17 protein-coding genes and 2 tRNA genes are annotated in these 14110 nt (G+C 48.3%); 8 read left to right on the forward strand and 11 right to left on the reverse strand.

Features of this window, described 5'->3' with window-relative positions; all coding sequences use genetic code 11:
• Positions 1 to 36: 36 nt before the first annotated feature.
• From AC5I6P_RS05565 to AC5I6P_RS05580, 4 genes are all read right to left on the reverse strand, one after another.
• Entirely contained in the window at positions 37 to 1506 is a 1470-nt protein-coding gene (locus AC5I6P_RS05565) for an NB-ARC domain-containing protein (protein WP_495692766.1), read from the reverse strand.
• Between the two features lie 11 nt (positions 1507 to 1517).
• Entirely contained in the window at positions 1518 to 1973 is a 456-nt protein-coding gene (locus AC5I6P_RS05570; protein WP_495692767.1) for a hypothetical protein, read from the reverse strand.
• A gap of 415 nt (positions 1974 to 2388) precedes the next feature.
• The gene (locus AC5I6P_RS05575) at positions 2389 to 2862 is read right to left on the reverse strand and encodes a hypothetical protein (protein WP_495692768.1); all 474 of its coding nucleotides are present in this window, start codon (positions 2860 to 2862) and stop codon (positions 2389 to 2391) included.
• Between the two features lie 111 nt (positions 2863 to 2973).
• Positions 2974 to 4125: an AI-2E family transporter gene (locus AC5I6P_RS05580; protein ID WP_495692769.1), complete on the reverse strand. Its 1152-nt coding sequence runs from the start codon at positions 4123 to 4125 to the stop codon at positions 2974 to 2976.
• Positions 4126 to 4235: 110 nt separating this feature from the next.
• On the opposite strand from AC5I6P_RS05580, the gene AC5I6P_RS05585 reads away from it, so the two are divergent.
• A complete protein-coding gene (locus tag AC5I6P_RS05585) occupies positions 4236 to 4586 on the forward strand; it encodes a hypothetical protein (RefSeq protein ID WP_495692770.1) in 351 nt (116 codons plus the stop codon).
• 160 nt (positions 4587 to 4746) lie between these two features.
• On the opposite strand, the gene AC5I6P_RS05590 is transcribed toward AC5I6P_RS05585, so the two are convergent.
• From AC5I6P_RS05590 to AC5I6P_RS05600, 3 genes are read right to left on the reverse strand one after another with little or no spacing between them, the layout of a single operon-like run.
• A complete protein-coding gene (locus tag AC5I6P_RS05590) occupies positions 4747 to 6192 on the reverse strand; it encodes an AAA family ATPase (protein ID WP_495692771.1) in 1446 nt (481 codons plus the stop codon).
• A gap of 36 nt (positions 6193 to 6228) precedes the next feature.
• Positions 6229 to 6642 (reverse strand): VOC family protein, encoded by a 414-nt coding sequence (locus tag AC5I6P_RS05595; RefSeq protein ID WP_495692772.1) that lies wholly within the window; start codon positions 6640 to 6642, stop codon positions 6229 to 6231.
• A 29-nt stretch (positions 6643 to 6671) separates the two neighbouring features.
• A complete protein-coding gene (locus AC5I6P_RS05600) occupies positions 6672 to 7181 on the reverse strand; it encodes a TIGR02652 family protein (RefSeq protein ID WP_495692773.1) in 510 nt (169 codons plus the stop codon).
• Between the two features lie 97 nt (positions 7182 to 7278).
• On the opposite strand from AC5I6P_RS05600, the gene AC5I6P_RS05605 reads away from it, so the two are divergent.
• Both AC5I6P_RS05605 and AC5I6P_RS05610 read left to right on the forward strand, forming a co-directional pair.
• Positions 7279 to 7833, forward strand: coding sequence for a gamma carbonic anhydrase family protein (locus AC5I6P_RS05605; protein ID WP_495692774.1), 555 nt, complete (start codon positions 7279 to 7281; stop codon positions 7831 to 7833).
• 89 nt (positions 7834 to 7922) lie between these two features.
• Entirely contained in the window at positions 7923 to 8045 is a 123-nt protein-coding gene (locus AC5I6P_RS05610; protein WP_495692775.1) for a photosystem II protein Y, read from the forward strand.
• 151 nt (positions 8046 to 8196) lie between these two features.
• Here AC5I6P_RS05610 and AC5I6P_RS05615 read toward each other — a convergent pair whose 3' ends face one another.
• Positions 8197 to 8772, reverse strand: a complete 576-nt coding sequence (locus tag AC5I6P_RS05615; protein WP_495692776.1) for a DUF2808 domain-containing protein — start codon at positions 8770 to 8772, stop codon at positions 8197 to 8199.
• 590 nt (positions 8773 to 9362) lie between these two features.
• Between AC5I6P_RS05615 and AC5I6P_RS05620 the strand changes: the two genes are divergently transcribed.
• The gene (locus AC5I6P_RS05620; protein WP_495692777.1) at positions 9363 to 9869 is read left to right on the forward strand and encodes a hypothetical protein; all 507 of its coding nucleotides are present in this window, start codon (positions 9363 to 9365) and stop codon (positions 9867 to 9869) included.
• Between the two features lie 87 nt (positions 9870 to 9956).
• Here AC5I6P_RS05620 and AC5I6P_RS05625 read toward each other — a convergent pair whose 3' ends face one another.
• The 3 genes from AC5I6P_RS05625 to AC5I6P_RS05635 form a co-directional block, all read right to left on the reverse strand.
• Entirely contained in the window at positions 9957 to 10292 is a 336-nt protein-coding gene (locus AC5I6P_RS05625) for a TMEM165/GDT1 family protein (protein ID WP_495692778.1), read from the reverse strand.
• A gap of 3 nt (positions 10293 to 10295) precedes the next feature.
• Positions 10296 to 10676, reverse strand: a complete 381-nt coding sequence (locus AC5I6P_RS05630; RefSeq protein WP_495692779.1) for a TMEM165/GDT1 family protein — start codon at positions 10674 to 10676, stop codon at positions 10296 to 10298.
• Positions 10677 to 10737: 61 nt separating this feature from the next.
• Positions 10738 to 11091: a YkgJ family cysteine cluster protein gene (locus AC5I6P_RS05635; RefSeq protein ID WP_495692780.1), complete on the reverse strand. Its 354-nt coding sequence runs from the start codon at positions 11089 to 11091 to the stop codon at positions 10738 to 10740.
• A gap of 102 nt (positions 11092 to 11193) precedes the next feature.
• On the opposite strand from AC5I6P_RS05635, the gene AC5I6P_RS05640 reads away from it, so the two are divergent.
• From AC5I6P_RS05640 to AC5I6P_RS05655, 4 genes are all read left to right on the forward strand, one after another.
• Positions 11194 to 11270: transfer RNA gene (locus tag AC5I6P_RS05640), tRNA-Met, on the forward strand.
• Positions 11271 to 11416: 146 nt separating this feature from the next.
• Positions 11417 to 11490, forward strand: a tRNA-Met gene (locus AC5I6P_RS05645).
• 268 nt (positions 11491 to 11758) lie between these two features.
• Entirely contained in the window at positions 11759 to 13375 is a 1617-nt protein-coding gene (locus tag AC5I6P_RS05650) for a YcjF family protein (protein ID WP_495692781.1), read from the forward strand.
• A gap of 220 nt (positions 13376 to 13595) precedes the next feature.
• Positions 13596 to 13823: a hypothetical protein gene (locus AC5I6P_RS05655; RefSeq protein ID WP_495692782.1), complete on the forward strand. Its 228-nt coding sequence runs from the start codon at positions 13596 to 13598 to the stop codon at positions 13821 to 13823.
• The last annotated feature ends 287 nt before the right edge of the window (positions 13824 to 14110 follow it).

A 14110-nucleotide genomic window follows, 5' to 3' on the forward strand; every position in this document is an offset into this window, starting at 1 on the left:
GCAATCTGGTACTTTGTTCACGCCTATAACAAATCATTACTTCTGTAGGACTACCTGCAAATTTACTAAACGAACAAGACTGATCGTATTGATAGGATGATCATCTCCTGCACGATTGGACAGAACCTTAAGACATTTCGTATACCAAAACTCAGCAGAATCATATAGCGCTTGTTTTTTATAGAATCTGCCTAGACTTCCAGTTAGAGTGAGCAAATCTTCATTCGATAGGTATTGGATTTGAGTCTGTGCAATTGCTTCTAAATGTGAAATTACTTGCTCGCACCATTCAGCGTTACCAACCGCTAAAACAAGTGGGATTTCTCTGGCAACCGCGATTAGTGCTTCAGCGAACGTCGCTCTCACTTGATCTGCCTGCTCAGAGTGAGCAAGTTTGAACGCGAGAAACTCCTGAATCAACGGGTGTAGTCTAAAGCTAGTTTGATCCACTTTTTGCAGCAAAGAACGATGATAAAGCGCCGTTCTTGCTGCTTCCATCTCCTCGGTTGTCCACTCAAACGCTTCAGTCACCCATTTCACTAAGCTCCAAGGAATTGCATCTGCCGCAAATAGACTCAAAAATCGTCCCATTTCTTGCGCTTTGTCGTTCAGTTCCTCCCAACTCAACTCAAATGCTGCTGTAACGCTGCGCTGTCCGGTCATGACATAGTTTTGCGGACGTTGTGCAATCGCTTCATGCTGAATATTTAACCGTTCTTGCATTTCTGCCAAAGACAGAAAGGGTTTTGCTGCCACATATCGCCCTACCAACTCCAACCCCAAAGGCAAATATCCTAACCCTGCACATAATTGTTGCGCGACTGCCTGTTCAGATTGAATGCGGTCTTGCCCCATCAGTTCCGTCAACAGTTCCAACGCCTTCTCTGGAGCCAAAATATCCAATGGCAACTCAAAAAAGCTGGCATCTAGCTGTCTTACTTGGGTCGTTAGTAACACCCGAAAGCGCGACGGCAGTTTTTGCACGACCGATTGAAAATCAGTTGCCTCAGAGACATCATCCAAGACCATCAGCACGGCTCCGTTCGGCTTCCAATCTTGCAAACACAGCTCAAATTGCTGATCCAACGTCAACGGTTTATTGTCAAACTTAGATAGAATCGTTTGATGCAGGCATAACCGAACGAAACTAAAGATTTTTCCTACCAAATCCGTCTCTTTTGCATTCAGCCAACAGATTCCGCCCGGAAATTCTTGAGCATACTGCACCGCATATTGAATCGCCAGTTCTGTTTTACCGACTCCGCTCATTCCAGCGATCGCAAAGGTAACCACGCGATCTCGTCTCTGCAATTGTTCATGAATCGTCTTTAAATCATCGTCTCGACCGACAAATTTTGTCGCACCTCTGAGGGGCACATTCTGAGGAATGCCTTTTAACGTCGCGCGTTCCTCTGACTGTTCCACAACCAAGGTGTCAATATAAACATTGCCCTGCTCTGCATAAGCACCAATCTTATCGGCACGCTTGCCTTCGCTTTCAGACATGGCAATGCTTCCTAATCCATGTTCAGAGTCGTGATATTCACATCGCCCTGTTCTGCATAAGCACCAATCTTATCAGCACGTTTACCACTGGATTGAGGCTTCAACTGGTATGCTTTCAGCGCTTCTAGCACTTGCTGAATTGTGGCTTGCAACTCAGGATTTGGGTCAGCTTCGGCTGCTGCTGCTACCGTCTCGGCTGACTGAGCGATCGCCGGATTTTGTTTCGCAACTGCCTCCACTTCTAAAACCGCCTTACCCAAATCCAACGGCTTTTGGGCAGATTGCTCAATAGCAAGAGCAGTTTCCGGCGCTTTCTCCTTCAATGCAGCAAGAAACTTCTCGCTTTCGGTAAAAACTTTCTCGCCCGACTTTTCGCCGAGCTTCTCTGCCGCTTTATCTGCAAACTTCGTGGCGGCGGTAGCGATCGCTGCCCCCACTGCCGCTGCAATCATGCTCAAAGGTTCCATAAATCTCTCGCAGTATAAAGGCTTGCTCCCGTTTTAACCTAATATTCCTGTCTACGGGATAATGTTTCGATAAATTCCTAGAACAGTAGGTGGCTCATTATCCAGTAATTCAACTTTGATCTTCATCACTTCTAATCAAAGTGTGATCGTTTTAATGTGATCTGCCATCATTTCAATTTCAAACCCCAATGATCTAACTCAAAACAGAACCATTCCTATTTGAAACAGGAACGTTCCTACTTGAAACAAGAACATTCTTATTTGAAACAGAACCATTCCTATTTGAAACAGGAACGTTCCTACTTGAAACAAGAACGTTCCTACTTGAAACAGGAAAATTCTTATTTAAAACAAGAACGTTCCCATCTGAGACAGGAACGTTCCTAGAAACTTCAGTATTGAGCTAATAACACTTCTACACCGTCGTGGCTTGCGGCTTCTCTCGCTTGGTTCGACAGGCAAACCGTTGCCCCAACTGTGCCACGATTGGCTCTAAACCAGAGCCTTGCCCGCTCGCCTTGGCGTAGTTATACACCTGCAGTGCAGACGTATATGCTTCACTACCCACAGTGAGATACGTATCATCAATCATGGACTGCAATTGAGTAATTGCCATGATGATCGGATACATCTCTTCAAACAGTTCCACGTCGCGTCGCATTTCATCGAGATCAAACGATCGCGGCAAGAAGTCTGGATTCTGCGTTGCTACCTCCAACGCCTTGCCAACAAAGGTCTGATTCTTATCGCCCATCTTCGGTAGGGCTTTGCGCTCCTCCATCGTCAAGCTTAATAGGAACGGCAGCTTCTCTTTGATCGTCGCGATCGCATTCATCACCGCCAATTGATCTGTCGCACTGAGCGTTGCACTAATTCTGTTAGTTGACATCGGTTTGAACCTTATGGTTGCTGAGATAGAATTATCGTGCCCAAAAAATAAGCGGTTCCATCCCATCGGTGGTTCCGCTTGTTATCTTGTGAGATCCATCGCTTCAGTCTCTTAAGAGACAGGCGTTTCCCGCCGCTCCTCCACTCGATTTGCATCCGCGATCGCAACCGGAGATTCAACGCCATGCGCATCCACAATCGGGGAATGGGGCGATCGCAGTGTCACCAAAATACTCTTAATCACCACAGCAGTCGGCACCGCAATAATGACTCCCAGCAAACCACCCACGCGTGCCCCCGTCAGAATCGACAGAAACACCCAGACAGGGTTCAGCCCGGTCACACTGCCCAAAATTCTCGGCGCGGCTAAGTTCTCAATAATTTGCTGCACAATCAGCGAGGCAATCAGCACCTCAACACCGAGTCCAATATCCCGCAAGGCGACCAGAATCGAGACGATCGCAATTCCAACCGAGCCGCCAAATGGAACTAGCGCCATCGTGCCGATCGTCAGTCCAAACAGTAGCCCAAAGGGAACCCGCAGCGTCAGAAACGTCACCGTCAGAACAAATCCCATGCAGGTCGATGAGATCAATTGTCCGAAGAAGAAGTTCTGAAAGCTGAGGCGAATCGTTTCGGTGAACGGCTCTCGAATTCTGAGCGGCAGCCATTCGACCAAACTCTCCCACAAGCGATCGCTAAATTGCAGCAGATAGAACGTCAGCACCAGCGTCAGCAGCACATCGAGCAAGCTTGTGACCGTGACGACCGCCAATCCTAAAATGTCGCCTGCGAGCCGCTGAAGCTGAATCTTGATCGGGGCTGTGATCTGGTCTGCTAACACATCTAGACTGATCGGAAAGCCCGCTTTCTCTAACTGATCGTTTAATAAAATCAGTTGCCGTTGTCCAGAATCGATCCATTCGGGCAACCGAGTCACCAGTTGCTGAGCCTGCTGGAGGGCAATTGGCACAAGTGTCACGCCTAGACCTAGCAGCACCGCGATCGCAAACAAAAACACCACGATCGCCGCTCGTCCACGGGTGGCTCCATGTTGCTGCATGTAGCTCACCGGATAATTGAGCAAAAACGTCAGCAGCGATGCCCCCAAGAGGATCACAATCAGGGAATGGAAGTAAGTAAAGATGGACGCAAGCGCCCACGCATTCAGAACAATCAGCGGAATGAATAACGCGATGGCGATCGCACGAAATAGGGGAGACAACGACTCCCACCAAGTTAATAGCCTGTTGCGTTGGGGCATGATGCAGCAAGAAGTAACGGTGACGTGCCTGACTCTTTTGGGAAGTCTCTAGTTATTATTATCTCTCTTGATCCCATTGTTCATCTTCCTTAATCACTACTCCCTGTCTTATGACCGATTTTCTAGAGCGTGACGAGAGCCGTCATATTAAATTGTTCCTCTATCTATTGCCTGTATTCGGCTTTTTCCCAGCGCTCTGGACGCTCTATCGTCGGGGAGGCGGTCGCCAAGAACGCGCCCTCAGCCGTCTGGTCATTAAGGTCTGCCTCGGTTGGCTGGTTGCCTACCTTTTACTGGGATTTGGCGCGACCGCCTCAGAATCTTCCCAGATTCCAATTTTGATTACGGCTAGTCTACTCACCTCGGGTTATTTCTTAGTTAACTTCTGGATGATGGTGCAACTGTGGCAGCGCAAATCGATTGGATTACCCATCATAGGACGAGTGGGACGGATGCCTTGAGCTTAAGGTCGTGAAAGAAGACTCGGATTTGCCCTCACCCCAATCCTCTCCCGCAGGAGAGGGAGTAAGAGTCGGGTTCGCTAGGCAAGGTCTTCGACCCCCGTTGCGAGGCGGGCAAACGTCCCAAACGTAGCCCGAACATTGTACGGTTTGATCGAATTCATGCTCCTGAACGGTGGAGTGCTAAGGCTTCTTTCAGGTGCGTCATGCCAATTTTTGCCGTTTCTCCTTCCCCTGCCGCGAAGAATGCAGCCGATCGCGCGATCGCATCAATCTCTCCCCCCGTCAGCGCAAATTTTTCTGCCAACCCTGCCCAATCAATATCTTCATCTAGCGGAACGTGAGGCGCAAACGCTTGGTTCCACAGCAACTGCCGCGCCGCCAGATCGGGAGTTGGAAACTTTAGAGTGAATTGAAGCTGCGATCGTACCTCAGCCCGGAGTGCAAGCTGCGATTGCACGCTAAACACGGTCAAGCCTCGCAGCGATCGTCGCGCTTGAAGCAACTTAGCCATCTCAACCGACGGTAGCGCCGACATCCGCCCAACCCAAATCTCAGCCGATCGGATCAGCAACACCGTCGGGGCTTGAATCGTGACCTCTAATAGCAGCGCCCGCTGCTCGGCTGGCGTGAGCACTGCCAAATCAACCTCTACAAAAGGCACGTCCAGCCGATTCGCGATCGTCCGGGTTGCCGTCGCCTTGCCTGTTCCAGTTTTGCCTACCATCAAGACAACCGTTCCCGGCGAGTCTTCTCCCGTTTGAAAGTCCCATGTCACATCAACCTGATCACAATGCTGGATGCGATCGCCCAAATGTTTGAGCGACTCCTGCAATTCTTCCGGCAACACCAACGGCGCAACTTGTTCTACCTTCGTTGCTTGGCAAAATTGAACCCATCCCGGGCCTAATACCTCTGTTGCCTGATCGGGGATCAATTCTGCGTTCCACTGAGGCGACTCCGACAACAAATAGTCCACCCACTCATCTGCCACCTTCAACGTCCGACTGAGCAACGGCAACGGCAGCTCATCGTCAAGCTCAATTAGCTGATGTCGAATTAATGCTCCTGCTTCGGTTAGCTGCGATCTCGCCACTCTCCACTCGCCATCATTTCGGCAGAACAACCGCAACGCTAAATCCACCGTCGGCAGATCCTGACACTCCCGGCCCGTCTGCAAATATCCATACAGTTGGGCATAGCGTCGATGCACTTCCGGCGCAAGACCCAAGAGCAGCACATTTTTCTCAAACGCAGATAGATCGAAGCGATCGCATAGTATCGGCAAGGCGAGTTTAATGCCGCGATCGCGGCTGGCCTGCATCCGTGCCTTCATCTGCTGCTGATACGTCTCCGGATGTCCCTCCGAATCCGCCTTCTTTCGCGCTGGCGGAGTGTCATAAGACGCATTTCCCTCCAGGCTCACAATCCCTTTCCACCAATGACTCGTCACCCGGTCGGCTTTCGTCTGAGCTACCCGCTCCACTTCTTTCAAATCTTTGCGTTGCCGAGCCACCGTCATCAATAGCAGCTTCTCTAGCCAGTTAAGTTCAACCTTGAGATAGGTCCAATTGTCTAAAAACGGCTCAGTTCGCTCAGCAGGCATGAATCACCGATCCAAAAAAGGTGAATGTATAGTACTCTACTTCGCCCGTCTCAGCACCTCAATCGGTAACCCATCTGCATCAGCAATAAAAGCAACCTCATACACGCGATCGCCGATCATCTGCTGCTCCGGCTTCAACAAAATCTTCAGAGACTGCGACTGCGCCTCTAACTTATGCCTCAAATTTTCTATCCAATACGTCAGATCATCCGTCTGTTGGGTCAAATCAAACGACGAATGATAGTACCCGACATAATGTTCATCCCCAAACGCATCTGGGGCAGGCTTCGGCTCTGGAATTTGAATCAATTCAATCCGTCCGCCCAACCCTTCCATCCAACACGCCAGCGTATAACCCGTCGTGAATCGCTCACAGACCGAGAATTCTAGCTGCTCGTAGAATGCGATCGCTCTGAAGATATCCGCTGTCCGGATCGAAACGTGATGCATAACAAGTTAGGGATGAATGACGCCTCTCTTCACTCAAACAACCGGAAATACGGATACCTCACTGGCGCACCCGGTTCTTTTTCCAAGTCAAAATTGATCACATCCCAACAAGGCTCCTCCTTCGGATCGGGACTAAACTCGACTGGCAATCCATAGAGCCTCGGCTTTGGCGAATCGTTCTGTCCCCGCCACGGCGTACTGCGCTCCAGATAGGTGCTAATTAACTCCTTGTAGCGCTGAGCAATTACAACTCGCGTTGCTCGATAGCCCTGCGTGTAAAGTCGGTCGAGCGCTTCATGAATCTCGAAGCGAATCCCATCCGGATGGGTGTGTTGCCGATACCATTCGTCCTTCCAAAGCCGCCAATGCCGCCCCGATTGCAGATGAACAAGCTCTGCCGTATCAGGACTCGCTTCAAACGCGCCATGACGAGGACATAAATAGGTATCCGTTAAAGTAAGCGCCGGAATCGTCTGACGACAGTGCGGGCACTGGATTTCGGGTCCGAAAATGGGATATTGGAAACTGGAATTGATCATGAAACGCGAACGCTCAAAGTTTGTGTATGCGCCTGCCCTCGTGAAATCATTATAACTGCGATAGTTTTCTGCTCCCCTAGAATCGTTCTCAACCCTAGTGAATAATCCCAATCCATCTCCAACCCCAACGTCACCATTCTGGACTCAGCCCGACCTCTCTCAAGCTGCCTTCGTCGCCTCAAATGCTACGGTGATCGGCTGGATTGAAGTGGCAGCCGGGGTTAGCATCTGGTACAACGCCGTCCTTCGAGGCGATGTCGAACGCATTTGTTTAGGCGCAAGTACCAATATTCAAGACGGCGCTATTTTGCATGGTGATCCTGGCAAAACCACCATTCTTGAAGATTTCGTTACGGTTGGGCATCGCGCTGTGGTTCACAGTGCCCATGTCGAGCGAGGCAGCTTAGTGGGCATTGGCGCGATCGTACTCGATGGCGTCCGTGTCGGCGCAGGCAGTATCATCGGCGCAGGCTCAGTTGTGACAAAAGATGTGCCCCCGCGATCGCTCGTCGTTGGCGTTCCTGCCAAACCTCTCCGCGATCTTTCCGATTCTGAAGTTGCTCATCTGATCGAACATGCCCAACAGTACGAAAAACTGGCCCTCGTCCATGCTGGCAAAGGCACCGATCTGGGCTTTCGTGTACAAATGTGACTAACCTGAGAAGACCACTTTGAAAATGTCACCAAATGCGATAGAAATTAAAGAATAATGAACACCTTTAATGAGGAGAAAGCACTAGTATGGATTGGCGCGTATTGGTGGTGTTGCTGCCCGTTTTGTTAGCCGCAGGTTGGGCAGTCTCTAGAATTGCTCCAGCCGCGATCGCCCAGGTCAAGGGCTTTCTTGATAGAAGACAAGCTTAAGCAATTTCAAACTTTAGTGTTACGTTAACCGACCCTTCTAAATCCAGAAGGGTCGGTTTCGTTTTTGGTAACAAGCGTGAGAGGTAAAATGATGTTCCTCAATCAGCCTTTGGGTTAACCTGATCACACCCATTGCTAAAGCACTGGACAGTTAGCGAAATCTGAAAAAAGAATTGGGTCCACTGTCATAAATATTCAAACGTCCGAAGCCGAGGAATTGACCATGAGACTTCTCTCCGGGTGGAAACGCCGTCACGCCAAATAGATATACGCCGCCATAATCTGGATTCGAGCGGGGAGAGAGCGCGATCGTCACCATCTTACCCGCTGCGATTGGTGGGTTAAACGTCACGGTCACCGCTTTTGTTTTGGGATCGCTCGTGGTCGCTTGGATCGGTAACGTTGCCCCTAGGCGTCCTCGCTGACCCTCAAATGCTTTTGTCTCATCTATTGAAAACCTGACGGTATCCACATTCTCATCTTGTGCGATCGTTACCCTTTGCAATGGCTCTCCCGAATTTTCAGGAATCGTCAGCGTGAAGTAATAGGTCACCACCCACGCCCGGACATAGTTTTGGGTTGTCGAGACTCCTTCTAAGCGAGGCGGCGATGTAAAGAAAACAGTTCCGTCGGATAGCTGAACGGCTCGAGCAGAAACGCTGCCTAAAACAGCCACACCAATCATTCCAAGAGAGAGAAATCTTTGTCCTTTCATGAGGGCTTTCATTCTTCTAATGTATTAGTTGAGGTAAAAATACTCAGTTTTCTTTATGATACAAACTCGATTAACTTCGCTGTGCCTTGAAGAGATTCGTCTCACAGTTTGTTGAGCTGCATCATCTTGATCTAGGTAGATTTCTGTCTTTTAAGCTATTTTTAACTTCTGTTAAGTTGAATCTTTCTCTATTACAACTCGCTCCATACCAGGTCAGTAATGCTAATTTAGTAAACAAGACACAGAGAGATATTTCTCCTCAATCTCTGCTCTAGCTCTTGGGTCTGTGTCTCCTGCCCAAAGCCTCTACAACCTCAGATTACGTCCGTTTAGTGCGTTGCTGAATCTTAAGTTGTATTGCTACGAAAAGGAGGGAAGTGAACAGTTTCTCACATTTTCTTTCATGTCGTAGGTTGTAGTGAATGTCCACCTTAGCGATACGCATATTTAACAAAATGGGTTTGGTCTTCTCAAGACCAAACCCATTTTGTTTAAGAAGAAATGATAGAAAGCAATTTGATAAGTTTCTTATGCTTTGTATTCAACTAAAAATCAGTTTTGCTAAGCTCAAATTAGAACATTAGAAATGTAAGGTTTATCCAATGGCTGTGGTTTCACAGGTCGCTTCAAAACCCGTCATCTGGTACAAGGTTCTCATCTTTACCTTGGGCTTTTGGATCAGTAGTAGTTTGTTTTTAGATATAGTAATTATGCCTAGCCTTTATCAAGCTGGGATGTTATCACAACCCGACTTTGTGACCGCTGGCTATAGTCTTTTTGGAATCTTTAATCGCCTAGAACTGCTATGCGCGGCTCTTGTCTTGACCAGCGTTTTTGTGCAGTACCATCTAGGAATTCTTCGCAAATCAAGTTACGTGATGTTGTCGCTGCTGTTGCTAATTGCCAGCTTCACCTGCACGTATTTTCTCACTCCTCACATGAGCGCTTTAGGATTACAACTCAATTTATTTGAGCCAGCAAGTATTCCAACCGCCATGAATGAGCTTCATGTGAGCTACTGGCTAATTGAGATTTTCAAATTGAGTGTGGGCGGGATGCTGTTGCTGTGGAACGTAAATCAACTTTCCGAACCTACTTTTTCTGATTAAGCAGCTATTTGGATGCGGTGAACTCTAATAAGCCCCCGGTTACTCCGGGGGCTTTTTTTACTTTGTCTTAGAGTCCAGCCTGCGCTTTCAAAGGGATTTTGTGACATTAGAGCAAGTTGTTTGAGCCTGCGAGGGTTCCGATTCTTCAGCAGACGGGAAGCAGAGTAGACGAATTGCCATCCCTGCAAATCCGATCGCCGCAATAATCTTTGTCCAGCGCGTCGGCAAAAGCTGAGCGGTTCCTTCCCCAACCAAAACCCCGATCGCACTTGCCAAGATCAGGGCTGCGATCGTGCCCAAGAATATTGCTTTAGAAGAATTTTTAGAGTTGCTGCTGAGCGCGATCGCGGCAAGCTGGCTTTTATCTCCTAACTCCGCTAAAAAGACCGTGGCAAAGCTGATTCCCATTAATCGCCAATCCATGCCCTACATCCTCACAACATCGATGACTAACAGAATTGAGATCACCAGTAGCAAGCAGCCTGTCGCTTTCTCAAGAGTTTTTGGAGAAAGGTTTTGACATAACCAGCGCCCAATGATCACTCCAATTAGACTCGTCGCCACTAGAGCAGATGCCGCTCCCGCAAACACAATCCAAGGCGCATGGGATTGGGCGCTCATGAGCAAGGTCGCAACTTGGGTTTTGTCACCCAATTCGGCTAAGAAAATAGTGACGAATGTTGAACCAAATACGCTAAGGAAATGGCCTTTGGCAGATAGCGCTGAGGCTTCTAGAGGCTGTTCGCTCATGATCCGCAAAGAAGGCTCAACCTCGGTGTTGGATGTGGGTAAGGGAGTTATTGTCATGCAAAAGACTTTTCATTTTCTTTTCATTATCTAGGAGTTTACCTACATTGGCAAGATTTCTCTACCCCACTCCGATTTCTCGCTCGAATCTCAAGAGTTCTAAGCTGCGATCACCATAAACCCCTTCAATCTGCTCGTGGCAACAGGCGATCGCAAACTCATCTAATTGATCTGGCTCAATGTCGTACATGTCCTGAAATGTCTCTGGCGTTACGCGGCAAAAGCGCGGACGGTCTTCGTAAATGCGACATTCGCGGTTGAACGGATCATAATTCACGCACCAGCCATTCTCGCCCACCATGCTGAGGTAAAGCGCCAGTTCCTCGGGCGTCAGATAGTCTTCCAGATCGGGGCGATCGCGCGGATCGAGGTTACAACATGCCCCGCACTGCTTCATACAATGCCAAGTCGCCATAGTTCTGAGTAGCTCTGATTAAGTTAAAAGGCCTCTCCATCTTCACCTTCCAAAGAAAAGATTGCAACTTTTGAATCTTTGTGGTTATACTAGATGAGGCGACGCGGGGTAGAGCAGTCTGGTAGCTCGTCGGGCTCATAACCCGAAGGTCCATGGTTCAAATCCATGCCCCGCCACCAAGTAAGTTAGAGAAGCGTTCTGGTTCTAGATGTTCCAGAGCGCTTTTTTATTCACTTACAACTTCACTCACTTCACTCATAGACTCTACTCACCCTCATAGAAGAATCTATTTATAGACACTTTGTGGTTATACTAGATGAGGCGACGCGGGGTAGAGCAGTCTGGTAGCTCGTCGGGCTCATAACCCGAAGGTCCATGGTTCAAATCCATGCCCCGCCATCAAATAAGTTAGAAAAGCGCTCTGGTTCTAGATGTTCCAGAGCACTTTTTTATTCACTTACAACTTCACTCACTTCACTCATAGACTCTACTCACACTTATAGGCTCTACTCATAGACACTTTTACTCATAAACACTCAGAGATGCGGCGCTGAGACAATTCTTATAGAGAGCAAATAAACGATTTCTCACATACAGAACTTAGTCTGCACGAATCGTGAGAGTTTGATTTATCCTGGGAGTCAGTAGTCAGCGAAGTGTATTGCAAATGACTGTTCAGTGGCGTCGTCCGCTTATTTATGGCGGTGTAGGGGTAACACTGCTTGCTCTAGGATTTGATGGGTTAAATCAACTGTTGGGAGACTGGCTGCCTGCGATCGTACTGGGCAGTGGCATCGCTTGGGCGGTGATGAAGTTCCAAAAAATCGAACCGCTTCAGCCTAAAGCGGCTCCTGTTACTTTAACTACGGTCAAGACGGCGCTTACCGAAGCAGAGAGCGTGATCAATCAATTAGCATTTGAAGTTACGGATCTGAGCAGTGATGGTAGTGCTCAGCAGCTATCGGACTTGCGATCGCAAATCAATCAAGTCACAAAAGAACTTCAGCGTGACGACATTCGCCTCGTTGCGATCGGTGGAAAATCTGTTGGTAAAACAACATTAACTGGGCTGCTAGAAAGAAATTGGGCATCGCAGGTTTCGCACAAGCTGACGGTGAACGACACACCCGAATTATTTGCAGCGACGGAAGGCGGCATCATTGCAGAGCGCGATGCGTGGCAGTTAACGAGATCATCAGATCTCGTGCTGTTTGTCACCAATGGAGACCTGACTGCAACCGAATTTCAAGCCATTGAGCGGATTACAACGGCTCAAAAGCGGCTGATTCTTCTATTCAACAAACAAGATCAGTACCGCCCTGAAGATCAGCAAGCGATTTTGACGCAGCTTCGGCAACGGGTGCAAAAGTTGCTCCCCCCACAAGATGTCATTGCGATCGCCACCAACCCAACCCAGGTGAAAGTCCGCCAATTGCTCGCAGATGGGATGACGAGAGAATGGCTGGAAAAACCAAATCCGCAGATTTCACCTTTAATTGAGCGACTGAATCAGATCTTGATGCAGGAAGGGCAGCAGCTTATTCTTACCAGTTCACTCAGTAATTTGAAAGAAGTTAAGTCTGAGGCGAAGACGGCGCTCAACCAAGTGTGGCGAGATCGCGCAATGCCGATCGTCGAGCAAGCCCAGTGGATTGTGGCGGGAACGGCGTTTGCAAATCCATTTCCAGCGCTAGATCTATTGGCAACGGCAGCGATTAACGCGCAGATGGTAATGGATTTGAGCAAGTTGTATCAGCGTAAGTTTTCTCTCGATCAAGCTAAGACGATTGCAGCGACGATCGCAGGGTTGATGCTGAAACTAGGATTGGTGGAAGTTTCGACGCAAGCGATCGCAGGGATTCTTAAAACCAATGCGGTTACGTTTATTGCGGGTGGCTTAATTCAAGGAGTCAGTGGGGCTTACTTAACCCGATTAGCAGGCTTAACCTTAATCGAGTACTTTGAGGGTGAAGCGTCCAGCGAAATCAAGCGGGATCGACTCCAGCAAATCTTGCAGACCGTTTTTGAGCAAAACCGACGATTGCCGTTTATGCAGATGTTTGTGAAGCAGGCACTAGATAAGCTGAGACCGACTCCACTCCCTGCGAAAGCAGTGATCATTACGCCTCCTGATGGTTTACCTGCACCCGCAGAAGCTCCCCTCCAGATCGGAGCTAAGTTAGACGAGCAACCGTTAGTGCTGGAAGAACTCGTGATAGAAGGAAAGCTGGCGATTAGCTCCGTCAAGATGCCAGAAATTGCGAGCCAAGAAATGGTGTTGTAATGGTTTCAACTCAAGTGAGGCGACTATCGTTCTGCTTTCGTTCTGCTTTGCATGGCGCTAATTTCTGCTTAATTGTGACCCATTCTGGCCGATTCTTAACTACTGTAAAGAACCTACACAATCTGTAAACTTACTAGATCGACCACTTTAATTCTGGAGATGATTAGGGGAGTGAAATAGTCCCTTCATCTATCGCTTTAGAGCTTTACAGAGAGAAAATATGATGAACGTTTCTCCTCAAACGGTCTATGACAATCTTGAGAGTTTAGAGCTTGAGAGTTTAGAGCAAGTCGATGTGACCCGGAGTGCTTTTTATCGGGAACTGGCTCAAGCGGTGTTAGCGAGTTCAGAGATTAGCTTGTCTTGGCGAGAAGCGATCGCAGAACGGCTGAATCAGGCAAATCATCGGTTAGCGACGCGAACAGTTAATAGTAATGACAGTTACTGAAAAACGGTGAACAACAGTTTATAAATAGTAATTCAAGGCGCTGAGTAGCAACTGACAATTGCATCAGCGCTACTTACATTGCAGTCGTAAAATGCTTTGATCTTAATGTTAGGAAAAGCATTATTTTTTCGTCTATATCTATTCTTGAATCATCTACTCTTGCATCACAAATTCAGTTCGTGAAGCGATGCCGTGTGGGTTTACCATGCCTCCGTCTCTTAAGCTCTAAAGGAAAAAATAAAACATTGCAGTTGAGATATGACAATTTCCTTAAGACATGGACATGG

This window comes from Myxacorys sp. (genome assembly GCF_059501405.1).